18 protein-coding genes and 1 tRNA gene are annotated in these 23,051 nt (G+C 61.9%); 9 read left to right on the plus strand and 10 right to left on the minus strand.

What is annotated here, in order from left to right; translation table 11 throughout:
• Positions 1–67 precede the first annotated feature (67 nt).
• The 6 genes from LAN64_03135 to LAN64_03160 all read left to right on the plus strand — a co-directional run bounded on the left by LAN64_03135 (position 68) and on the right by LAN64_03160 (position 7,718).
• Positions 68–1,771, plus strand: coding sequence for a hypothetical protein (locus tag LAN64_03135; protein MBZ5566826.1), 1,704 nt, complete (start codon positions 68–70; stop codon positions 1,769–1,771).
• Between the two features lie 16 nt (positions 1,772–1,787).
• The gene (gene dapF / locus LAN64_03140) at positions 1,788–2,573 is read left to right on the plus strand and encodes a diaminopimelate epimerase (protein ID MBZ5566827.1); all 786 of its coding nucleotides are present in this window, start codon (positions 1,788–1,790) and stop codon (positions 2,571–2,573) included.
• Complete coding sequence (locus LAN64_03145) at positions 2,570–3,541, plus strand: LD-carboxypeptidase (GenBank protein ID MBZ5566828.1); 972 nt, start codon at positions 2,570–2,572, stop codon at positions 3,539–3,541. The genes dapF and LAN64_03145 overlap by 4 nt, the downstream gene beginning before the upstream one ends.
• Positions 3,542–3,659: 118 nt before the next feature.
• Entirely contained in the window at positions 3,660–5,078 is a 1,419-nt protein-coding gene (gene mpl / locus LAN64_03150; GenBank protein MBZ5566829.1) for a UDP-N-acetylmuramate:L-alanyl-gamma-D-glutamyl-meso-diaminopimelate ligase, read from the plus strand.
• Positions 5,075–6,973 (plus strand): hypothetical protein, encoded by a 1,899-nt coding sequence (locus LAN64_03155; protein MBZ5566830.1) that lies wholly within the window; start codon positions 5,075–5,077, stop codon positions 6,971–6,973. The genes mpl and LAN64_03155 overlap by 4 nt, the downstream gene beginning before the upstream one ends.
• Positions 6,974–7,016: 43 nt before the next feature.
• A complete protein-coding gene (locus LAN64_03160; GenBank protein MBZ5566831.1) occupies positions 7,017–7,718 on the plus strand; it encodes a 1-acyl-sn-glycerol-3-phosphate acyltransferase in 702 nt (233 codons plus the stop codon).
• 165 nt (positions 7,719–7,883) lie between these two features.
• On the opposite strand, the gene ribA is transcribed toward LAN64_03160, so the two are convergent.
• Positions 7,884–8,516 carry a GTP cyclohydrolase II gene (gene ribA / locus LAN64_03165; GenBank protein MBZ5566832.1) on the minus strand — a complete coding sequence of 211 codons (633 nt, stop codon included), beginning with the start codon at positions 8,514–8,516 and terminating at the stop codon, positions 7,884–7,886.
• A gap of 123 nt (positions 8,517–8,639) precedes the next feature.
• Here ribA and LAN64_03170 point away from each other — a divergent pair.
• A tRNA-Ala gene (locus LAN64_03170) sits at positions 8,640–8,715 on the plus strand.
• A 44-nt stretch (positions 8,716–8,759) separates the two neighbouring features.
• Here LAN64_03170 and LAN64_03175 read toward each other — a convergent pair.
• The 8 genes from LAN64_03175 to LAN64_03210 form a co-directional block, all read right to left on the minus strand.
• Positions 8,760–9,587, minus strand: a complete 828-nt coding sequence (locus LAN64_03175) for an ABC transporter ATP-binding protein (protein MBZ5566833.1) — start codon at positions 9,585–9,587, stop codon at positions 8,760–8,762.
• Complete coding sequence (locus LAN64_03180; GenBank protein ID MBZ5566834.1) at positions 9,584–11,215, minus strand: ABC transporter substrate-binding protein; 1,632 nt, start codon at positions 11,213–11,215, stop codon at positions 9,584–9,586. Before LAN64_03180 ends, LAN64_03175 begins: the two co-directional genes overlap by 4 nt.
• Complete coding sequence (locus LAN64_03185; GenBank protein ID MBZ5566835.1) at positions 11,212–12,018, minus strand: ABC transporter permease; 807 nt, start codon at positions 12,016–12,018, stop codon at positions 11,212–11,214. Before LAN64_03185 ends, LAN64_03180 begins: the two co-directional genes overlap by 4 nt.
• Positions 12,015–12,881 (minus strand): ABC transporter permease, encoded by an 867-nt coding sequence (locus LAN64_03190; protein MBZ5566836.1) that lies wholly within the window; start codon positions 12,879–12,881, stop codon positions 12,015–12,017. The genes LAN64_03185 and LAN64_03190 overlap by 4 nt, the downstream gene beginning before the upstream one ends.
• A gap of 13 nt (positions 12,882–12,894) precedes the next feature.
• The gene (locus LAN64_03195; GenBank protein ID MBZ5566837.1) at positions 12,895–15,327 is read right to left on the minus strand and encodes a diguanylate cyclase; all 2,433 of its coding nucleotides are present in this window, start codon (positions 15,325–15,327) and stop codon (positions 12,895–12,897) included.
• 448 nt (positions 15,328–15,775) lie between these two features.
• On the minus strand, positions 15,776–16,357 hold the full coding sequence (locus LAN64_03200) for a GAF domain-containing protein (protein MBZ5566838.1): 582 nt from the start codon (positions 16,355–16,357) through the stop codon (positions 15,776–15,778).
• Between the two features lie 22 nt (positions 16,358–16,379).
• A complete protein-coding gene (locus LAN64_03205) occupies positions 16,380–17,105 on the minus strand; it encodes a hypothetical protein (GenBank protein MBZ5566839.1) in 726 nt (241 codons plus the stop codon).
• A 43-nt stretch (positions 17,106–17,148) separates the two neighbouring features.
• Positions 17,149–19,014 carry a S8 family peptidase gene (locus LAN64_03210; GenBank protein MBZ5566840.1) on the minus strand — a complete coding sequence of 622 codons (1,866 nt, stop codon included), beginning with the start codon at positions 19,012–19,014 and terminating at the stop codon, positions 17,149–17,151.
• Positions 19,015–19,390: 376 nt separating this feature from the next.
• Here LAN64_03210 and LAN64_03215 point away from each other — a divergent pair, with 376 nt between their 5' ends.
• Positions 19,391–20,704, plus strand: coding sequence for a sigma 54-interacting transcriptional regulator (locus LAN64_03215; protein ID MBZ5566841.1), 1,314 nt, complete (start codon positions 19,391–19,393; stop codon positions 20,702–20,704).
• Positions 20,705–20,922: 218 nt separating this feature from the next.
• A complete protein-coding gene (locus LAN64_03220; protein ID MBZ5566842.1) occupies positions 20,923–21,390 on the plus strand; it encodes an Rrf2 family transcriptional regulator in 468 nt (155 codons plus the stop codon).
• Positions 21,391–21,470: 80 nt separating this feature from the next.
• Here the strand turns inward: LAN64_03220 and LAN64_03225 are convergent, their stop codons facing one another.
• A complete protein-coding gene (locus LAN64_03225; protein MBZ5566843.1) occupies positions 21,471–23,048 on the minus strand; it encodes a UbiD family decarboxylase in 1,578 nt (525 codons plus the stop codon).
• Positions 23,049–23,051: the final 3 nt, after the last annotated feature.

Genomic DNA, 23,051 nt, shown 5'->3' on the forward strand with positions numbered 1-23,051 from the left:
CACGGAGCGTAAGAAATGATTTTTCTCCGTGTCTCCGTGCCTCTGTGTTGTCATTTAAGCTTTTGCCATGGCGGTTGCGCCGAAAAACTGGAGTGTGCGGCAGGAACGCGCGCAGCGGTTGCGCGAGCACGCGGTCAGTGTCGGCGACGTGCAGGTGCTGGCGCTGGCGGCCATGGCGCTCTCGGTCGCCGCGCTGGTGCATGAATACAAGTGGGGCCAGATCCTGCTCTCCGGCGACGCGGTGGCCCACATCAACATCGCGCGCCGGGTGTTTGATTCACGCACGCCCGGCCCGCTGCAACTGGGCACGGTGTGGCTGCCGCTGCAACACCTCCTCACCATCCCTTTCATCGTTTCCGACGCGGCCTGGAGCAGCGGCATCGGCGGCGCCCTGCCGTCGATGGCGGCGTTCGTTGCCGGCGTGTTGGGAATGTTTCGCCTGGTGCGTTCCGGTCTGGCGTGGGCCGGCGCGCAGGACGGCCCGGGGCGCGCGGCCGCGTGGGTGGCGGCCGGAATCCTGGCTGCCAATCCCAACCTGATCTATTTGCAGACCACGGCGCTCAATGAGCCGCTCAGTTTGGCGCTGCAGATCTGGGCGACGGCATTCTTCACCGACTTCGTGCAGTTCGCCCTGCACGGCGAGGACGAGGAAGCGGCACGCCACCTGAAGTGGTCGGGCTGGCTGCTGATGTGCGACATGCTGGTGCGCTACGACGGCTGGTTTCACGGCGCCGCCTTCGTGGGCGCTGCGGTCGTCGCCGCCATGGTTGCATCGCGCGCGCGCCTTCGCCACAACCTCTTTGGGATGCTTGGCCGCGCCCTGGCAACGTTCGTCCTGATCAACGCACTGGCGCCCGCGCTGTGGTTTAGCTACAACGCTTACGTGTGGGGCAATCCGCTGGAATTTGCCACCGGGCCGTACTCGGCGAAGGCAATCGAGCTGCGCTCGCGGCGCGCGGGCGATCCGCATCATCCGGGATGGCACAACCCGTACGTCGCCGCGCAGCATTTTGTGCGCAACGCGACCTTGACGGTCGGCGAGTCGCGCCGCGATCCGCACTCCGCGTCTTCCCACTACGAGCGGATTTGGATCCTGCTGGTTGTCGCCGGCACGCTGTTGTTGTTGGTGCGGGCGCGGGGACTTCTGCCGTGGATGTTGCTGTGGCTGCCGCTGCCGTTTTACGCCATCTCCATTGCGTGGGGCGAAGTCCCCATCTTTATCCCGCAGTGGTGGCCGTTCTCGTACTACAACACGCGCTACGGTCTGCAACTTCTGCCGGCGATGGCGGCGTTGGTGGCCGTCGTCTTGTATTTCGCGATGACCAGAGATCGTTCGACGGTTTGGCGCGTCGCGGTGACGCTGGCCGTGTGCGGATTTGTTGCCGCCAGCTACGTCTCGGTGTGGCGCAACGTGCCCATTTGCCTGCGCGAGATCCGCAGCAACGGCGGCTCGCGGTACGCGCTGGATGGCCGGCTGGGGTCGCTGCTGGAGAATCTGCCGCCCTCCATGACGATGCTCATCTACATCGGCGACCACGGTGGAGCGCTGGAGCGCGCCGCCATCCCGCTGGAACGCACCATCAACGAAGGGAATTACAAGCTGTGGGATGCCGCCCTGCGCGCGCCTGCCGCCAATGCCAATTTCGTGATTGCCGGGGCGAATGACCCGGTGGCGCAGGCGGTAGCGCAACATCCCGAAAATCTCGACTTGCTGATCGTGGTGCAGACCGCGGGGCAGGCGCCGATTCGAATTTATAAAAGCAGACGTTAGGATTAGGCATACTCTAATGCCGATGGTTCCGTTTACCAAAGCGCACGGCTGTGGCAACGATTTCCTGTTGATCGAAGGGAAGTACGCGCCCAAGGACCTGAAGGCGTTCGCGGTCAAAATCTGCGATCGCCATCGCGGCATCGGCGCTGACGGCGTGGAATGGATTTTTTCCGATCCGCAGGCCGACGCGCGCGCGCGGCTGTTCAATGCCGACGGTTCCGAGGCCGAGATTTCCGGCAACGGCACGCGCTGCGTCGCGGCCTACCTGGTGTCGAAGCGCAAGCAGGAGAAGCTGACCATCCGCACCGGCGCGGGCATCAAGACCTGTACGCTGGTCCGCCACGATGGCAATCAATTCGAATTCGAGACCGCGATGGGCGAGCCGCAAGTGGGCAATCCATTGTCAATCAAGCTGGCATTCGGCGAGCAGGTGGGCATTCCCGTCTCCATGGGGAACCCACACTTCGTGCTCTTCGTGGACGAGTTCGCTCCCGGCTGGCAGGCGAAAGCGAGCGAGATCGAGCACCATCATCACTTCAAGTTTGGCACGAATGTTGAGCTGGTACGCGCTGTAAACAAAAGAGAAATTTACATCCGTGTTTTCGAGCGCGGGGTTGGCGAAACGCAGTCGTCGGGCACCGGCTCGTGCGCCTCGGCGGTGGCAGCCATCGCCAGTGGGCGGGCGCAATCACCCGTCCTGGTCAAAGCCCCGGGCGGCGAGCAGACGGTGCGCTGGGAGGGGGGAGTCTTCCTCGCCGGGCCGGCGGAGATCGTGTGCCGCGGAGAATTCTTCAGCCAATGAAGGCCTCCAGTAGAACCGCGCCACTGCTCAAGCCTCCGGCATTGCGCCCCGGCGACCGCGTCGGCATCGTTGCGCCCGCCAGCTACTTCAAGCGCGAACTGTTTGAGCGAGGTTTGGCGGGGCTCCGCCGATTGGGATACGAGCCCGTTTTCCTGGACACCATCTTTGACCGCGATCTTTACTTCGCCGGCGCGGCGGTGCGGCGGGCGCGCGAGTTGGAAGCCATGTTCTCTCGCGACGACGTAGGCGCCATCCTCTGCGTTCGTGGTGGCTACGGGGCCAACTACCTGCTGCCGCACATTGATCTCGACATCATCCGCCGGCACCCGAAAGTCTTTATCGGCTACAGCGACGTTACCTGCCTGCTCACTTGGTTGCAGGACGCCGTCGGGCTGGTCACGTTCCACGGGCCGATGATCACCGGCGATTTCGCGCGCGAGCACGGCATCGACGAAATGGCGTGGGCGGCGGCGACGGCGGGAAATCCGAACTGGGAGCTGGCGTCGCACCAGGTGTTCGGGCTGAATCCCATGATTCCAGGCCGCGCCGAGGGCGTACTCTACGGCGGCTGCCTGTCGATCATTGTGGCGTCGCTGGGCACGCCGTACGAGGCCAAGACCGAGGGCAAGCTGCTGTTCCTGGAAGACGTCGGCGCCAAGCCGTACCAGATTGACCGCATGCTGATGCAGATGAAGTACGCGGGAAAATTCCGCGACGTGCGCGGCATCATCTTCGGCGAGATGATGGACTGCGTGCAATCGCCCGATCAGCCGTACACATTGCAGGACGTGGTGCAGCGAATCGTCGGCGACCTCGGCATCCCGGTAGCGTACGGGTTGAGGTCGGGGCACGTCTCGCGAGAAAATGCCACCCTGCCTTTCGGGGTGAAGACAGCGCTCACGGTCACGGCGGAAACGGTGCGCGTGGAATTTCTCGAAAGCGCGGTCGCGACTCGGGGCATCGGCTAACCAAATCGGGCGATTGCGCAATCTGGTAATCGGGTAATTGAATCGGATTTTTGAATTACCCAATTACCTGACTCCGCAATTACACAGTCGCATTTGGAAAATGCTTTTGCGTTAGGTCATGTCCAAGCACATTCATCTGATCGGCATTTGCGGCACCGCCATGGCCTCGCTTGCGGGCATGCTCAAGCAGCGCGGCTTCGACGTGCGCGGCTCCGACACCGCTGTCTATCCGCCGATGTCGGACTTTCTGGCGTCGCTCGCAATACCGGTGGCGCAGCCCTACGCCGCGCGGAACCTCGACCCGCGGCCCGACCTGGCGGTGATCGGCAACGCCATCTCGCGGGGAAACCCTGAGCTGGAGCTGGTTTTGGACGAGCGCATCCCGTTCCAGTCAATGGCGCAGGCGCTCTACGACCAATTCTTGCGCGGGCATGAGGTCATCGCGGTTGCGGGCACGCATGGCAAGACCACCACCACCTCGATATTGGCCTGGATCTTCGAAGTCGCCGGGCGCAAGCCGTCGTTCCTGGTCGGCGGCATCGCGGAAAACTTTGGCGCCAGCTTCAAGCTCGACGCCGGCCGCGAGTTCATCATCGAGGGAGACGAGTACGATACCGCCTTCTTCGACAAAGGCCCGAAATTCTTGCACTACTTTCCGGACACGGTGGTGCTGACCTCGGTCGAATTTGATCACGCCGACATCTACAAGGACCTTGACTCGGTGAAGACTGCGTTCAAACGCCTGGTGAACCTGGTGCCGCGCCGCGGGCGGGTGATCGCCTGGGACGGCGCGCCCAGCGTGGATGAATGTGTGGCGCGCGCCTTCTGCCCGGTTGAGCGCTATGGTTTCGCCGAGGAATCGCACTGGCGCATCAGCAACGTTCGCTACGACAGTGATCGCACCTGCTGGTCGGTGCTGCGCGCAGGGCGGCAGTGGGAGGAGCTGGAGTTCGCGCTGGCCGGTGAGTACAACGTGATCAACGCCACCGCTGCGGCCGCCACCGCCGCTGCTTCCGGCATTGACGCCGCCGCGATTGCGGATGCTTTGCGCTCCTTCAAGAGCGTGAAGCGCCGTCTGGAGGTGAAGGCGGAGATCGGCGGCATCACCATCATTGACGATTTTGCCCATCATCCCACCGCGATCGCCGAAACCCTGAAGGCCCTACGCACACGCTATGCCGGGCGGCGACTGTGGGTAGTGCTGGAACCGCGCTCCAACACGCTGCGTCGCAACATTTTCCACGAAGCGCTGGCGCGGAGCCTGGCGCTGGCGGACGAGGTGGTAGTGGCCGGGATCTTTAAATCCGAAACGATCCCGGCAGCCGAGCGGCTGGATGTGAATGAAGTTGTGCTGGAGGTCCGGCGGCAAGGTGCGTCGGCGCGGCGGTTACCCGATGCCGATGCTATCGTCGCCGCGATCGTGCCCGAACTGCGCTCCGGCGACGTGGTCGCCATTCTTTCCAATGGCGGCTTCGGCGGCATTTATGAGAAGCTTCCGCGTTTGCTGAGGGGCCGCGAGGTGTCGGCGAAAGCGTGAAACAGTCCGGCACAAAGAAACCCACATCTGCCAAACCCGGGCAGACGTGGGGCACCATCGTCCTGACACTCTTCGTCGTATTTGCTTCGCAGGCGCTGGCGCAGACGGCGGCAGCGCCATTCGTCCGGGTTCCGAAACCCGACGATAACGCCGTCGGGTACAGAATCTCACTTGCTAAGCGCAGTGACCACATCGTTCACGTCGAGGCGCGCTTTCCTGCTACGTCGCCCCGTGATGTGCAACTTCCGGTGTGGAATGCGTTGTACCAGGTGCGTGACTTCTCCCAGTACGTGCGCGCGGTGTCAGCCCACGACAAAGATGGAAACGCGCTGATGGTGCGCGCGGTGGACAAAACGACGTGGCACGTGGACGGCCGCGCAGCTCCGTTTACTTTTGAATACGACATCCTTGCCGACTCACCAGGCCCTTTCGGAGCGCAGCTCAACGACGAGCACGCCTTTTTCAACCTGGCGCAGGTCTGTGTATACGCAGTAGGAGCAAAAGACACAGCGATGTTCATTAGGTTCGTCGGCTATCCAGCGAATTGGCGGGTGGCGGCCTCGTTGGAAGGGTTCGGCTTCTTATGTGCAACCGAGTCTGAGTGTGTCGATGGCTTTGCCGCTGCCAACTACGACCAGATGGTGGATTCTCCGGTCGAATTAGGTGTTTTCAAGGAACAAGCTTTTCAGGACGGCAGAAGAACGTCGTATCGCATTGTCGTTGACGGCGATCCTCATGACTACGACTTAGCCACCGTCGCCAACATGTCGCACAAAATCGCCGTCACCGAAACGGAGTGGATGCAGGACAAGCCTGATTTCGTTCCGGTTGGATACACCTTCATTTTTCACTTCCCGCGCCATCCCGCTGGCGGCGGCATGGAGCACGCCTACTCCACCGCGATTGACGCCCCCGCCGAGCGCGTCAAGGCCAACCCGCTCTCGCTTGCCGACGTCACGGCGCACGAATTTTTTCACCTGTGGAACGTGAAGCGCATCCGGCCGCAATCGCTCGAGCCGGTGGACTACACCAAGGAGCAGTACACGCGCGCGTTGTGGTTCAGCGAAGGCGTTACTTCCACCGTCGCCGACTTCGTGCGCGTGCGCGCAGGGTATCTGGACGAGAAGGGTTTTTTGGCCGAACTAGCCGCCGACATTCGCCAGCTCGAATCGCGTCCGGCACGACTGACGCAATCGGTAGAGGAAGCAAGCCTCGACGCCTGGCTGGAGAAATATCCGGCGTATGAACAGCCCGAGCGCTCGATTTCTTATTACAACAAGGGCGAGATTGTCGGCCTGCTGCTCGACTTGCAGATGCGCGAGGTGAGCGCGGGCAAGAAATCTCTGCGCGACCTTTTTCACTGGATGAACGATCATTACGCCAAGCAGGGCAAGTTTTTTCCTGACAGCGCCGGGGTACGCGAAGCTGCGGAAACGGTTACTGGCGCCGATTTCGGCGATTTCTTCGCGCGCTATGTCGCCGGCGTGGAGCCGATTCCATACGACAAGTTTTTCGCCAGCGTAGGCCTTCAATTGCAGCGCCAGATGATCAGTGCCGCCGACGCCGGCTTTCGCAGCGCGCGCCATCTTGGTCGGCCTGCGACCGTGATTTCCGTCGCTCCGGGCAGCGAAGTGGAAAAGGCAGGTCTGCGCACCGGCGACACCATCCAGGAAGTCAATGGCCGCGCGAGTGAGTTCTTACCGGAGACGGAAATTTCCTCTATGCGTGTCGGCGACCGGGTGGAGCTGCGCGTCGTCGGCGCCGGCGGGCCGCGGTGGGTCAAATTCAAAGTCGGCGCCCGCCCGGTGGAGAACTACCTCCTGGTCGAGAGGCAAGACGCCACCCCGGCGCAACGCACGCGCCGCGCCGCCTGGATGCGCGGCGACTCGGAATGAGCAATTTCAGTTTCGTGCTTCGGAAGACCGGACCTGATAGCCAATGCGCACGCTGCTGACCCTCGCCTGGTGGACGCTGATGACGCCCGTCACCGCCGTCCTGACGCTGCCGTACGCGCTGCTCACCGGCAACAGCAATTTCCTCTACCGCACGGGGATGTGGGTGGTACGCGTCGGCGTCATGCTCGCTGGCGTCCGCGTCGAGATCATCGGACGCGACCGCCTCGACCCTGCTCAGACCTACATCTTCATGTCCAACCACGTCTCTAATCTGGACCCGCCACTGCTCATCCCGCTGGTGCCGGGCCGGACTTCAGTGCTGGTGAAGAAGGAACTGTTTCGCATTCCGATCCTCGGGTTCGCGATGCGGGTTGCCCATCTCGTCCCCGTTGACCGCCGCAATCGCGACGCCGCCATCGCCAGCATGCGCTCTGCCGCCGACGTTCTCCGCGCAGGCCTGAGCATGACCATCTTTCCCGAAGGCACCCGCTCGCTAGATGGCCGGCTGCAGCCGCTCAAGAAAGGTCCGTTCTATCTCGCGACCGAATCCGGCTGCCCCATCGTGCCGGTAACGCTGCTGGGCACCCACGAAATCCTGCCGAAAGGGAAGTGGCTGATCGCGCCGGACAAGGCGACCGTCGTGTTTCACCAGCCGATTTCGCCCATGGATTTTCAGGATCGCGACGCGCTGATCGCGGCCGTTCGCGACTCCATCGCCAGAGCCTTGCCGGAGGAGCGAAGGTAAATGATGGCGGAAGGGATTGTTGATCTGGTTCATCGGCACCACGGAGCCACGGAGGAACTTACTTCTGCGTTTCTCAGTATCTCCGTGGTGAAAAATCTTTCCGAAGGCCGACAGCGGACAGCCTCAATCGTCAATCAAGAAATCGGAAATAATTTGGCGGTTGGTTTACTTCGAGAACAGGTGGCCCATCTTTTCTTTCTTGGTCTTGAGGTACAGCCGGGAGTGCGCCGACTTGGGCTCCGGCTCGCAGGGCACGCGCTCGGACACCTGAATTCCGGCCGCTTCCAACGCCGCGACCTTGTCCGGATTGTTCGACAGCAGCCGCACCCGCTGCAAGTCGAGCGCCTTGAGCACCTCAACTGGCAGCGCGTACCGGCGGCAATCGGCGGCAAATCCCAACTTCTCGTTCGCCTCCACCGTGTCCAGGCCGCGGTCTTGCAGTTCGTACGCCTGCAGCTTGGCCATCAGGCCGATGCCGCGGCCTTCCTGCTGCTCGTACACCAGCACGCCGCAGCCGGCACGGGCGATCATCTCCAACGCCATCTCCAGTTGCAGGCGGCAATCGCAGCGCAACGACCCGAAGACGTCGCCGGTGAGGCACTGCGAGTGGATACGCACCAGCGGATCATGGCCGTGAATGTCGCCCATCACCAGCGCGACCGCGGTTTCCTTGCGCCGCTCGCCGCTGCCGTTGGCGCCGGCAGGGAAGTGGCCTTCAAACCCGAAGATGCGGAATTGCCCCCAGCGGGTGGGAAAATCCGCTTCGGCCACCTTGCGTACGTGTTGGGATGGAGTCACGACTCTTATTATATTCGCTCAAACCGAGGGTTGGCGGCGTGGAACCCGGTCACAACAGGTTGTGACGCACGATCCGGCTACTGGCTCCGGTTCGCCGCCTGCTGCTAAAATAAAGGCACGCGTGGGCCTGTAGCTCAGCTGGGAGAGCGCATCGTTCGCAACGATGAGGTCACCGGTTCGATCCCGGTCAGGTCCACCAATTCTTCAATTACGTCCCGCCCGCCCCTGTCACAATCACGCACTTCAGCGCTCGCTCGCCGAGGCAGCGAGCCGGCGTGCCGAACCGTGCTCCAACGCGGCGACCGGCAGCGAGGCTACCAGCCGCTGCGTGTAGGGGTGTGAGGGGCGGTTGAATACGTCCGCAGGAGGGGCGCACTCGACAATCTCGCCATCATGCAGGATGGCTACCCGGTGGCAAATGGAGGCGACCGAAAGCAGGTCATGCGAGATGTAAAGGATCGCCATGTCGCGCTCGCGATTGAGGCTGGAGAATAGCGCGAGGATTTCCGCCTGGGTGATGGGATCCAAGGCGCTGGTTGGTTCGTCGGCAATCAGCAGCGGCGGCCGATGCAGGATGGCCATGGCGATGAGAACGCGTTGCGCCTGGCCGACGCTGAGTTGCGACGGATACCGTTTCAGAAATTCGTCGTCGTTGGGCAGCGAAACGCTGCGCAGCGCCTCGCGTAAGCATTGGTGGCAGCCGGTGCCGTTAGCGTGGGCGCGCCAAGCCTCGCTCAGTTGGGTGCCGATCCGCAGGGCCGGGTTTAACGAGGACAACGGGCTTTGCAGGACCAACCCGATTTCGCGGCCGCGGATGGAGCGCATCTCGCGCTCGGTGGCGCGCATCAGGTCGCGGTCCCGCAGGCAAATGCTGCCGGTGGCCTTGCCGCCTTTCAGCGTCAGCAGACGCAGGATGGAAAGCGCGATGGTGCTCTTTCCCGACCCGCTGTGCCCGATCAGACCCAGCACCTCGCCTTCGCGCACGTCCAAAGCCACGTTGCGCAGCACGCCGGGCTTGGTGGCGTAATCCACCGAGAGGCGAAGCGACAAGAATGGATGGTTGTCAGTCATTGCCGGGCCTTAGCAATCTCCGCGTTGAGGGTCAGGCGCTCGATATTCCAGTAGGTCTGCGGCCGGAGGACAACCGGGACCTCGCCCCGTAGGCCGGTCGAAATAGCGGACAGCGCATTCTTGTTGACCAGGTAAATGAACGGGGCCTGGTCGGCGACGATCTCCTGCACTCGATCGAAGGCCGCTTTGCGAGCCGGGAACTCAACCGCCGAGGCCTGCTGGCGCATAAGCCGGTCGATTTCGGTCTCCCAGGAAGTCTCCGGCGACTTCTGGCGGGGGTTCCACTGGTGATTGTCGCCGGAGCTGAGCCACACCGTCATCTGGGCGTTGGGATCAAGATCCACGTTGGTCAGACCCAGCAGAGCAGCTTCATAGTTGAACGACTCCGTCATGCGCTCGATCAGAGACGGGAAATCGAGCGTGACCACGTTCACTTTCATGCCAATCTTGCCAAGGTCCTGCTGGATCATGGTGGCCATGCGCTCGCGATACTTGTTGCCGGAGTTGGTGACGATCGAGAACTCGACTTCGTGGCCGTCCTTGTCGCGAAGCACGCTCTTGTCCAGGCGGAAGCCGTCTTTCTGCAAGCGCTGCAGCGCGCTGCCGGTGTTGTAGGCAATCGGCTTGAGTTTTGTGTCGAACCAAACCTTGTTGGCCGGTGAGACCGGTCCCATCGCCGGTTTGGCATGCGAACTGAATGCCACGCGAGCGAGGTCGTCGCGGTTGATGGCTTCCGATACGGCGCGGCGAAAATTCTGCGACCGGAACCACGCGATCTTGTAGCCGGGAACAGGAGCTTTCGTCACCTGGTTGAACCACATCTGCTCGGAATCGAGCGACGGCCCGGCGTCGCGCACCAGCGCCGGCGAGGCCTCGCCGATGCGGTCGTAATACTCGGCGTCAATGGAGTTGATGAGATCAATCTCCCCGCGGCGGAACCGCAGCGCTTCAATGTCGCGGTTGGATTGAATGTCGAGCCGGATTCCATCCAGATAGGGAAGCTGGCGTCCGTTGGTGTCCTTCTTCCAATAATTGGAATTGCGCTTCAGCAGTACGTAAGAGCCCGCCTTGTAGTCGGCGACATAAAAAGGTCCGAGGACTGCCATCTCTTTCTTGGGAGACTTCGCCGACATGATCGCGACTTGGTCAAACTGGCGATCCAGACCGGCGACCCCGGCAGGGAAGGTTATGGTCACGCGGTTCGGGGCCAGCACTTGCACGGTCACGTCGCCGGTGCCAGAGCGGAAGGCATCCCCGGTCGGAGAATGAAGCTTGGGATCCATCATCTGGCGAACGGTGGTGGCGACGTCCTCGGCGGTGAAAGGCGTGCCATCGGAAAAGAACACCTTATCGCGCAGCGTGAAGGTGATGCTGCGGCCATCCTTGCTGAGCTTCCATGAGGTTGCCAGTTCCGGCTCCGCCGCCTGCGACAGCCGGTTTACGCGGATGAGAACGCCGCCGGTCAGGTAGCGAATGGTTTCTGAAGCATCGTCGGCCACGAGCAGCGGATTGAAGGTCTTGGGCTCGGAGCGGAGGCAGAAACGTAATTCGCCGCCCGTCTGAGCCAGCGAACTGAGGGCGATGAGCAGAATAATGGCGAGGCGGATCAGGGGAGTACGGCGAATCATGCGCTCACCTCGTTGTGTGAGATCAGAAACTGAAAACTGGTTACGACGACCACCAACAACCCGAGCGGAACGAGCTTCCAGAACTCACCGGAGAAGGTGGCCAGATCCTCCAGTTCGCGCAGCAGGCTTCCCCACGAGGGTAGGGGCTCGGCGACGCCGAGTCCCAGGATGCCGAGATTGGCCTCGGCAAGAATAAAGATCGGGATGGAAAGCCAAAATTGCGCCAGGAGTACGGGCTTGAGGTTGGGCAAAATGTGGATGAAGAGCAGGCGCACGCGGCCGATTCCGGAGGCGCGGGCCAGGAGCACAAATTCGGAGTCGCGCATGCCGGCTGCGCCGGCGCAGACGACACGTGCCGACGCGGCCCATCCGAGAGCGCCCAGCAAGGCAAACGTCACCATCACCGACGCGGTCGGCGACACGTTCAGCGGCAACAGTGCGCGCACGGTGATCAGCAGGAACAGCCAGGGCAGGGAGAGAAAAAGATCGGTGAAGGCCATGGATGCCTTCTGCCATGCGCCGCCCACATATCCGGCAAAGCCTCCGATCATGCCCGCCAGCAAGGTTGACAGCAGCGCCGCAGCGGGAGCGAGAAGCAGGGAGACGCGCGTGCCGTATAAGGTTCGTGCCAGGCGGTCGCGGCCGAGCGCATCCGTTCCCAGCAAGTGGGCGCGGGTGGGCGGGGAATTCGGGGCCTCGCGGAACTGCGTCGCATAGCCTGCCGGCGCGAGAATATCGGCTCCCAGGCTCGCCAGCACGATGGCGAGCAGCAGGGCAAACGAAAGCCGGCGGAGTCTGTTCATGCAGCCCGTGGTTTCAGCGACTCGTTTACGATGTCGGAAGTCATGTTCGCGGCCAGGGTCACAACCGTGACCAAGACCGTCAACGTCACCAGCAGCGGCAGATCGCGGCCCAGCGCTGCCTGCCAGGCGAGTTGTCCGAGGCCGGCGATACCGCATAGCGCTTCCACCGGGATGCTGGCGCCAAGCGCCAGGCTGACAGACACGCCCGCGAGCGCGATCAGTTGACCGCCGCTGACCGGCAACACGTGCCACAACAGCACGCGCAGCTCGCTGATGCCCTTGGCGCGCGCGGTGACAATGTGCGGCAGGTCGTAGCTTTTTTCCAACAGGTTGCGTGTGATGCTAAAGATTTTCGGGAACACGACCAGCGCAACGGCCAAAAACGCCGGCGCCCGTAAAATGACGAACGCCAGCGCGAGAACGGCGGAGGGGATGCACAGCAACGCCCCCGCGCAAACTACAGCAATCAGACGGAAGCCGGAAAGGCGGAGCAGCGAGACGGAGAATGCCAAGACCAGCGCCAAGGTCCAGCCCAGCAGCACTCCCCAGCCAACCAGGCGGGCGGTTACGGGCAAACGCTCGGCGACCAACCGGCGGACGGGACGGTTCAAGGTCTGCGATTGTCCGAAGTCGCCATGGAGAGCAGCGCCGAGATAATTGAAATAGAAGCGCACAATGTTACGGTTTTGCGCGCGGTTGGCCCGCCAGGCTTCCACGGTTTCATGGCTGAGGCGGCTGTCGAGCTGTTGCACGTCGGCATCGAAACCCGGCGCCAAGCGGATCAGAGTGGCGGCGAGGAACGCTCCCACCAGTACAGTCAGCAGCATGGTTGCCAGGTGGCGCCCAATTCGTGATGCGGACAAGACAAGGCTCCGATCAGTTCACCGTCGCGGCAAAGGCGGACGATGCCGGGAAGGTCAGTATGTTCTTGCCGCGCTCGTGATGGTCCCGCTTCACACTGTACATACGGCGGTCGGCTTCGGCCAGTAACTGTTCAGCATCGCTACCATCCTTGGCGTAAAAGGCGCAGCCAATGCTTACGGAGAGCTCCGCCTCGCGAGAAACGGCGAGCCCGGCAGCGCGTGCGATCTCGTTCATCCGGGCGGCCTTCTCGTCAACGGCGGCAGGGTCGAGTCCCGGCGCCACAATGACAAACTCGTCGCCGCCCATGCGCGCCACGTAGTCGTATTCCCGGCAGGCCTCGCGCAGCGCTTGCGCGAACAGACGCAAAACCTTATTCCCTTCCAGGTGTCCAAAGCGATCGTTGATGGCTTTGAACCCGTTCAAATCGCAAACCATGACACCGACTTGCGTACCTGTTCGCTTGCAGCGCGCCACTTCGCCGTCAAGATGCAGGAAGAGGGAGCGCGCGTTGGGTAACCCGGTGAGATAATCGGTGGTCGCTGAAGATTGCGCCTGCTGGAACTTTAAGGCGTTCTCGATGGAAAGGGCCATCTTGGAACTGATCGCCATCAGCACCCGGAGGTGGTCTTTGCTGAACGCGTCTGGCTCCGATCGGTACAGCGTCAAGGAGCCGATGATGCCGACGAGACCATCGAGCGGCACGGACACTGCCGAACGGAGAGGGCTGAACCGCGAGGCATCGTTGATGTAACCGGGCTCGACCGAGGGGTTGCCGTTCAGGATTGGCTTGCCGTTCTGCACCACCCATCCGGAAAGACCCTGGCCCAAGGGGATTTCCATGGCGGAGAACATGCGGAAGTTTTCCCCGCTGACGTGCTTGGGAACGAGTACTTGGTCCTCGCACAGCCAAAACACGATGGCGTCATAGGGCACCATCTTGCGTAGGCGGACGGAAACCAGCGACAGGGTGTCGTCGATGCTCAACGACTTGCCGAGATCGTGCGATAGCTCAAACAGCATCTGGGCTTCCTGGCGGGCGGAGGCGATGGAAGACAAGAAATCACCCTCGTGGGTGTGCCGACTCAGCGCTTCCTGCTCGAATCCGGCGTCCGGCGCTCCTCCGCGTTCGACGGCGACGTCCTTCTGCACGGAGAGGGATTCCAACGGTGGCGTGGCGTGCGCCATCTGTTCCAGTTCGACATAGCGGCGTTTCAGGATGTCGACCACGGTGGGATCGAAGTCGCGGCCCGAGAGGCTGGCGACATGTTCCATAGCTTTGTCCAAGGGCAGCGCACGCCGGTATTGGCGATCGGAGGCCATCGCGTCCAGGCAGTCCACGGCGGTGAGAATACGCGCTGCCATGGGAATCTCTTGCTCCTTGAGGCCGTCGGGATAACCCGAGCCGTCCCACTTTTCATGATGGGAGCGAACGATGGGCGCTACCGGATGCGGGAAGTTGACGCGTTCCAGGATTTCCGCCCCCACCACCGGGTGGATCTTCATTTTTTCGAATTCCTCGGCGGTCAGTCTGCCGGGCTTATTGATGATGTGTTCGGGGACGGCGAGCTTGCCGATGTCATGCAAGAGCGCGGCCGCCTTGAGTGCTTCCAGTTCATCGCAACTGAGGCCCAGCTCTTTGCCGATTTCCACCGCGTACACACGCACGCGCTGCAGATGATCGTGGGTCGTGTGGTCCTTGGCGTCGATGGCCAGGGCCAGCGCCTCGATCGTCCTTAGGTGCAGGGCCGCCATATCTTCCACGTGCCGTTTCTCATCTTCGAGGCGGCCTAGATACAGTCGATACGAGCGATAGATCCAATAGATCACGGGCAGAACCAGCAGCGAGGTCTGCCAACTAACGTAGTGGTTCACATAGCTGACCAGGCCGGCGATACCCGCACCCACCAGGTAATAAGGGAATGACCAGAAGTAACATTCCTTCCAGATCTTGCGAAACGACTTGCCCTCGGCCAAGGAAATGACGATCCCGACGGGAATGGTGTTGGTGACAAAGTAGGCACAGGCGGCAACTAGCAACAGCAGCGGCGTGCTGCCGTGCAGCAGATGCGCGAATAGATGAAATGCGAGGTAGGAAGCTGCAATCGCGGGCGCCATCATGCCGGCTACGTTGAACACCACGTGGATCGGTTGTACCCGATTCTTGACCCGCCAGTAGCACTGGGTCAAGGTGGCTGCGCAGCCTATAGCCAGCGTCTCGGGGAAGGAAAGCTCGAGGATTCCAATCAGGATGAAGAGGAAGTTTACGGACATTGTCCCGTCAATGCCCGGAAGCGAAACCTTCAGGCTGGACGCGAGGACGGCAATCGCGAGATAGCAGACGAACCGCACCGGGTCGTTCGACTGCCAGTGGAGGAAGGCGTAGGCGATCACCACCAGGCCGACGGAAGCGGTCACCGCAACGAAGGTTTTCACTTTGCCGTTCATTGGCATCCTCTGCAGCCTGTTATCAGAGCACACGGAGGACCAATCGGCTGAAATGTAGCCTTTTATTTTGTTTGGCTTACAGGCATCCGTAGGGGCTGGCAAAAGGCCGCTGCGACAACCTGTCTCATTCCTCAACGGAATAGGACAGTTTGTCGCAGTTTGAGGCATGGCGCCGTCGTTTGGGAGGGCTGCAGCCGGGGTCAAGGGCCAACGGCGCCTTTCAAATTGTGTACATCAGCGGCTACCGGGTTACCCTCCGGCAGCCCCGGCAGTGCCAGACGAAGACATAGACAATCGTGCCCACAGGGTCACGGGCTTCGGCGATGTGCGGCTCCATCGAGGCGCCGCATCGGCATATGCGGAACGTAGCATCCGTACGTGTCCGCCGCTCTCGTCCAACACTTTCTACCTTTTCCGCACTTGCGCTCGGTGTCATGGCACGCCTCGGTCATACCCGTTTTTGTTCCGCAGCTTGGTTGCAGAAAGACAGTTTTTGGCGAGGCATTTGGTCCGGCACCGTCAACAGCAACATGATGGGAGCAATTTGCGCTGCCGCCAACTTGAGCCGCTGCAGATCATCCGCCCCGAAATCAGGACCAGCCTCCTGGCGTGTAGCTCCCTTGCGCGAGATTTGCAGCACGCCGACGACAACGCCGCTGCGAGCAACAATGGGAGCTGACATCAGCTTCTGAATCACCATGGGAGCGGTTTTCTCTGCGTCGTGAAGGCGGACGCTTTCGAAAATACTCCAGTGAGGAACCTTGACGAAATCGTTGAATAGCTCAGCGCGCTGCGTCCTCGCGATGCGGGCGGCCACGGCGTTACTGTTTAGCGGAATCGACCCGACGTGGGCCAATTCCCGGGGGAATACAAACCGCAGTACCGCACCCTGCATTTGCAGCAGGCCAACTTCAGTAGGGCGAACCTTGAAGAGTTCGGCGAGGTGGTAACAGACCGACTCCGGGGTGAGCAAGGGCCTTGTCGCCGTTATGGCTTCAAGGCCCTCTTGAGTTTGGTTTCTCGTCGTCATTATCATCGCCAAGGGCAGTTCCTTAGTCGGCCTCGGCGGCGCGGTGAACCGGTACTGCGACGCTTGCCGCAGTGCGCGCGTTTTGGAAGTAGAACTGGAAGCAGCGATACACTCCCAGCATCACTCCCAGAGTGGCGATTCCAGCCATCCAGCCGATTGCCTGGAAGCCCATGGCCACAATGCAAGCCAGCCCGGCGCTCAGGACGAAGTACGGAAACGTCATCAGCGCCATCTCACTCCAACCCACTATCAGCTTGGTCGGGCTGGTCATCGAGATGATGGCCGCCACCGGCAGCGTGTCGGCTAGAAAGAAAGCCAACGCGGCGGTGGCGATCAGGAAGGGCTTGTTCAGCGTCGCCAGATGCATCGCCCGGCCACTAACCACCGAGGCGATCGCAATCGCGTTCACCATGTTGCATACGTTAAAGACGGCTTGCGCCGGCTTGACGGTTTGGCCCGAGCGGGGCAGCGTCTGTACGAAGGTGGACACCGCACCGATGGCAATGGCTTCCGGCATCGAGAGTTCCGCGATGGCCAGCAACATGAACGGCAGGTTCATGGACATGTTGCTTTCGAAGCCCGGCAAGGTCAACTTTAAGCGGGCTGCGATCACTGCCATGGCCGCCAGGACCAGGAATTCCCTGGTCTCGGACGGTATGCGGGTTCCGATGGCGTACACCGTGATCACCGCGGCTATGAGCATGACTGCTACGATGAACATCTTCGCTTTGTTTGGGATTTCGCTCATAACGCGCCTCCTTTCGTGGGTTGTCTGTCCACGGTGATCAGCCTTACTGCTGCAACTGCTCGCAAGTTACGACGCCGCTGTCCGGATCTTCAAAGCAGTCGCCGGCGTCGCCATCGTCCATGGCCTGAGTGGTCGAGGAACCCCAAATCACGCTGGAGCCCCAAATCACGCTGGAGCCCCAAATCACGCTAAAGCCGCTATCTGTGCTGCTGCCCCAAATTACGGAGCTGCCCCAGAGAACGGAAGAGCCGCTTAAGAACACGTTGCTGCCCCAGATGACCGAGCTGCCCCATATGACAGAGCTGCCCCAGATTACGGACGAACCCCAGAGCACCGAGGTGCTGGAAGGACCGGTTTGGGTTAGCGTGACAGTGTGGTTGGCGGCGTTGTAGACGGCGGTGGGAGACAGCGCATAACCCACGCCGGTGTCGGTGCTGTTGAGCGCGGCGGTAACGTCGAGCATGCCGGCGCCGTAGGTAAACAGGTCGCCCTGGTGGGAATAGCGGTTGCCCCGCGAATCCAGCGCCGTGCTGTACATCTGGCGGTTCTTGTACGCCGTCTTCATCAGGCGGGCCTTGACCAGGTCCGGCGTCAGGCTGGGATCCTTCTGGATGAGCAGGGCGGCGGCGCCGGCGACCATCGGGGTCGCCATGCTGGTGCCGCTCAGCTTGAAGTACATCGGACTGCCATGCGTGGGGCCGCAATATGTGTCCGTGCTGTCGCAGGGGTAGACTTTGTAGCTCGGGTTGTTCTTGATGATTGAGCCGTTGGGATCGAGCAGCGAGGTCATCGCATTGCCCGGCGCCACCAGGTCCGGCTTGGCGATATGGTCAACCAGGGAGGGCCCCTTGGAGCTGTAGCTGGCGATCACGTCGTTGGCGCGGTTGTAATCCGGCGAGTTCGTGGCGCCCACGGTGATGACATAGGGATCGTTGCCGGGGACGGTGATGGTGCCGTAGCCGTAGGTGCCCATGGTGTTGTCGCGGCCGGAGTTGCCGGCGGCGACGACGACCACGATGCCGGCATTCCAGGCCTGCTCTACCGCCTGGCACAGAGGATCGAGGGTGTAGCTCTCGTACATGCCCCGACCGAGCGACAGGTTCAGTACCCGGATGTTGTACTGGTCCTTGAGTTCAATGGCCCGCTGGATGGCGGCAATGACACCGCTGTCGCTGCCGCTGCCTGAGCCATCGAGCACCCTCAGATTGATGATATTGGCGCCGGGCGCGACGCCGGTGTGCTGGGTCTTGTACCCGGTCGCCGAGGCCTGCCCGTTACCGGCGGCGATGCCTGCAACGTGGGTGCCGTGCCCGTACGTGTCAGCGGGGCTGGGATCGCCCGTTACGAAGCTTTCGCTGTACACCACGCGCTGGTTGTTGGTGCCGAACAGGTTTAAGTCGGGATGCGCATAGATACCGCTGTCCACGAGGGCAATGCCGACACCCGAACCGTCGTAGCCGTAAGACTGCGCTACGTCGGCAGTGACGGAAACCAGAGCAGCATCCGGGTGACCAGTCATCTTCACCTTGTGGTCCAGAGTGACGTGGGCCACGTCCGCGTCATCCAGTAAATCCTGGACGTCGGCCAGCGACAGGGTGTAGGCCTCGGACTTGATGAAGCCGAGCTGATGCTTCACCTTGCCGCCGCGCCTCTTCGCCCGGTCCATGTGCTTCTGCAGCGGTTTGACCTTGTACTGCACGATCACGTCGACCACGGTGGACGGATCGTTGTTGGCTAACATCCGCCGCAACACGGGACCGACCTTGGGCTTGTCGGCATTCTTAGCGCCGGCAGCGGCCGGTGTGATCACCAATACGGCAAGTAACGCCACCGCGACCACCGCCGCCTTGGTTCCTCCCCAGGCGGCGCTCCAGGCTGTCTTCTTGAAGTTGGTTTTCGGGCAGTTCATAAATCGTTCCCTCGTGCGCTGAGAGTGCGCGTTCTGCACTTACTAGGCAGGGCGCTTGCCAAACAGGTTCTTGACCAAGTGCTTGAAAACACAGGCTGCACGCTGGCGTGCTCGGCGGTGCTCCGGACAGAATGTCCCACATGCCGGCGGTCATTCGGACAAAGTGGCGCAGAGGCGCGGGTTGCAAGCCGGGGCTCGCCGTTTTCCCGCTTGCGCAGGTGATAATCCAGTTATTGAACACCCTGATAAAAAGGGCGACAATTGGGCGGTCGCATCAGCACGTTGCAATCTGACGGCAGAATTACACAGAGGATATACGGCTACTTCAGAAGCGATTCGGATCTTCGACGGGGAATTGGTGGTTTGCAGCGAGCTGATGAAGAAGCTCGTGGCGATGGCGGAGCGCGTTGCGCGAGGCAGTGCGGCGATCCTAATTACCGGGGAGACGGGCAGCGGCAAGGAATTGATTGCGCGCGCTATCCATCATCATTCCCTGCGTTGCGCCAAGCCGTGGATAGATGTCAATTGTGCCGCTCTGCCCGAACACCTGGTGGAAAGCGAGCTGTTCGGCTACGAGAAAGGTGCGTTCAGCGGCGCCGATAGCGCCAAGCCCGGTCTTTTCGAATTGGCGGACAAGGGCACTCTCTTCCTGGACGAGATCGGCGAACTCGATCCCAAGGTGCAGGTGAAACTGCTGCGCGTGCTGGACGGTGTTCCCTACTACCGCCTCGGGGGCAGCCGCAAAGTTTCGGTGGACGTGCGCATCGTGGCAGCGACCAATATCGCACTGGAGGAGGCCGTGCGCGCCGGGCGCTTTCGCAGCGACCTTTTTCACCGCGTCAGCCACATTCAATTGCGCGTGCCGCCTCTCCGCGAGCGGCCTGAGGACATCGTCGCGCTCGCCCATTATTTTCTGGCGAAAATCCGCCCCGACATGCGGCTGTCGTTTGAAGCTCTGGAGATGCTGCGCGCCTATCGCTGGCCGGGCAATATCCGTGAACTGCGCAATGTGATCGGTCAGGCCGCAACCCTGGGCGAGCAAAATGAGGTGCGCGCCTCTGACCTGCCCGCTGAAATCGTCGGAACCGAGCCGGCGCCGGCAACCCAACTGGCCGACAGCCCCTCGGAAGCCACGGACTTGGAAGATATGGAGAAACAGGCAATCCTGCGTGCGCTGGATCGCGTCGGTGGGCACCAGGGAATGGCGGCCGACCAATTGGGAATTTCGCGTCGCACCCTCAGCCGCAAGCTCAAGCAATACGACTTGAAAGCAGCGACTCAGCCCTCGGTTGGGCCGCTGGGCACGCTTTCAGAGTCCGAACAGCGGTATTTTCGCGCCCGGCTGGATGTGCCGGCGCAGCTCACTGCTCGTGACGCGCAGTTCGCCGGCAAGATTCTGAATGTCAGCGCGGGCGGAGTCGCCCTCGATGGAATCCGCGAGCCCTTGCGCTTGGCCCGCGGTTTTGTCATCCGTTTTGCCCTGCCTGGCACCACCGACTTCATCGAATGCAAAGGTCAGCTTGTATGGGCGGAGCCCCAGGGCCGGGCCGGCGTTCGCTTTGTCGACATCTCCCCCGAGGTTCAAGGCCGCCTCACCCGGTGGCTGGTGCAAAAGCAAGGGGAAGAAGGTTGGCACATCAGTCCAACCAATGCGGTCGGCAAGTGCGTCGTAGGCGAGACCGTTGGCTGAACCTGTCCGCTCTCACCTCCCCTTGTTCTCCGTGAGACTCCGCGCTCCCTGGGCTGCCCTTTTCTCTGGCGCCGCACCCGCGGGCCTCCAAGACGGCGACTTCGGCCACTGCCCGCCTTTTATCGGGTTGCGACTTGTCACTTCAAAAAGTGACGTTGGTCACAGCGCGGCCCCCGCCCCTCCCGGTACAAGAGGACTTCCATATCAAGAGGTCCACAATGCTTTCGACGACTTCCGAGTATGCTTTGCGCGCCCTGACCCGTCTCGCCCAGCTTTCGCGCGGCTACGTCATTCTCGGCCGGGACCTGGCCAGGAGCACCGGCGTACCCCCGCAGTACCTCGCCAAGATCATGCTCGCCCTGCGCAATGCCGGACTGGTGCTGGCCACGCGCGGTACCGGCGGCGGCTACATGCTGCTGCGTCCGGCCGACGCCGTCCACCTCATTGATGTCGTCAGCCTGTTTGAGGGCCCGTCCACCTGGCCGCACTGCCTGATCCGCGGCGACCGCCGGTGCAATTCGGACAAGCCCTGCGCGGCGCATGCGCACTGGGGCAAGGTGCGTGACGGCTACCTGGAATTCCTGGAACAAACCACGCTGCACGACATCTCGCATGAAACGGCGCACGAGACGCAACTCACTCGCACGGTGCGCCGCAAGCGAGCCGCCGCCAACGCGCAACGTTGACGCCAACAGCCGATTTTCCTGCGCCGCGGACTTTGATCACAGCCCGCCAAGCACGGCCGGCCAACATCGCGGTTACCCAATCATTCAATCCCCAAACTCTTCCACATCCGGTCGACCCTTTCCTTGGTTGCCTGATCCATCGTGATCTCATCCGGCCAGGGCCGCGAGAAGCCCTCGCTCGGCCACTTGCGGGTGGCGTCCACGCCCATCTTGGAGCCGAAATCCGGCAGCCGCGAGGCGTGATCGAGCGAATCCACCGGCCCGAGCGTGAACTGGATGTCGCGCTCGGGGTCGATATTGTTGAACCCGCGCAGCACCACCTCGCGCAGGTCCTGCACGTCGCAGTCTTCGTCCACCACGACAATGCATTTGGTGAACATCGCCTGTCCCAGCGACCAGATGGCGTTCATCACCTTGCGCGCCTGCCCGGGATAGGACTTGCGAATGGACACGATCATCAGGTTGTGGAACACGCCCTCGATGGGCAGGTTCACGTCCACCAGCTCGGGAATGGTGAGCTTCATCAGCGGCAGGAAGATGCGCTCCACCGCCTTGCCCATCCACGCGTCCTCCATCGGCGGCTTGCCGACAATCGTGGTCGCGTAAATGGGGTCACGCCGGTGCGTGATGCAGGTCACATGGAAGACGGGATAGAGATCTTCGAGCGAATAAAACCCGGTGTGGTCGCCGAATGGCCCTTCGCTGCGCAGCTCGTCGAGATTGACGTAGCCCTCGAGCACGATCTCCGCCGTCGCCGGCGCTTCCAGGTCCACCGTCTCGCACTTCACCAGCTCCACCGGTTTCTGCCGCAAGAAGCCGGCGATCATGAATTCCTCGACATCCGGCGGTGCGGGCACGATTGCCGCAAATGTCAGTGCCGGTTCGGTTCCGATCGCCACCGCGACGTCCATTTTTCCCTGCGGCCGCTCGCCGTCGGGCACACGCGCGCCACCGGAAGCTCGAGCCATGATGTCCACGCTCGCGCTCGACGGCGAGAGCGCTCCACCAGAAGCCGCCATGCGCAACGCTTCGCGATAATGTTCCGCGCCCACCTTCTGCCGCTGCCAGTGCATACCCGTGGTGCGCTCGTCGTACACCTGCATCCGGTACATCCCGACGTTGCGCTTGCCGGTGCGCGGATCGCGGCTGATCACGCACGGCAGCGTGATGAAACGCCCGGCGTCTTTCGGCCAGCATTGCAGGATGGGAAAATCGAACAGGGAAAACTTGTCTTTCTTGATCACTTCCTTGCACGGTCCGGTGGCCACCGTCTTGGGGAAAAATTTGCCGAGGTCAGCGAGCATGGGCAGCATCTTGATTTTGTCCAGGAGCCCTTGCGGCGACTTCACGTCCAGGAACATGCGCAGCCGCTCGGCGATCTCCTCCAGCGACTCCACGCCCAGCGCCATGTTCATTCGCCGCGCCGACCCAAACTGGTTGATCAACACCTTCGACCCCGGATGCCCCTTGACCTTCTCGAACAGCAGCGCTGGCCCGCCCGCCTGGGTTGACGCGCGCTCGCGCCCGAGCGCCTTCTTGCTCACTCTGTCCGTGATCTCCGTAATCTCCAACACCGGGTCCACTTCGGCGCGCACCCGCAGCAATTCGCCGGCCTTGTCCAGCGCCGCAATCCACCCGCGCAAGTCGTCGTAAGCCATGGT

It is taken from the genome of Terriglobia bacterium, assembly GCA_020073185.1.
Classification (GTDB): domain Bacteria; phylum Acidobacteriota; class Terriglobia; order Terriglobales; family Acidobacteriaceae; genus JAIQGF01.